This is a genomic window from Pseudomonas capeferrum (genome assembly GCF_013523055.1).
GTDB lineage: Bacteria > Pseudomonadota > Gammaproteobacteria > Pseudomonadales > Pseudomonadaceae > Aquipseudomonas > Aquipseudomonas capeferrum_A.
Genome location: NZ_JAAMQM010000076.1, coordinates 1 through 344, shown reverse-complemented (window position 1 = coordinate 344; position 344 = coordinate 1). Strand labels below are relative to the sequence as shown.

The window sequence follows — 344 nt, the reverse complement described above, 5'->3', positions numbered from 1 at the left end:
CGCGGGCCAGACCGAAGCCACCTACCGCACCGATGCCCAGGGCGAGGACGTCTTCAAGGACGCCGGTTCGCTAACCGTTGGTATCACCGATGCCACCGTTGATGGCCAGACCTTCGAAAACCTGCAGTTGGGTGGCTCGGCCACCGTGCAGATCGCCGACACCATCAACGATGTCGTGGCGACCCTGACCGCCGACAAGACCACCGTCACCGAAGGCGGCCAGATCACCTACACCGTGACCCTGAGCAATGCCCAAGGCCTGCCAGTTACCGGCCATGCGGGCCTGACGTTCACCCTCACCGATGGCACCACGATCACCATCCCGAGCGGCAGTACCGCCGGCA

1 protein-coding gene is annotated in these 344 nt (G+C 64.5%); it reads left to right on the top strand.

Annotation, left to right across the window (positions count from 1 at the left end):
- Positions 1-344, top strand: a 344-nt coding sequence (locus G7009_RS27365) for an immunoglobulin-like domain-containing protein (RefSeq protein ID WP_181133385.1), incomplete at both ends; no start/stop codon positions are given.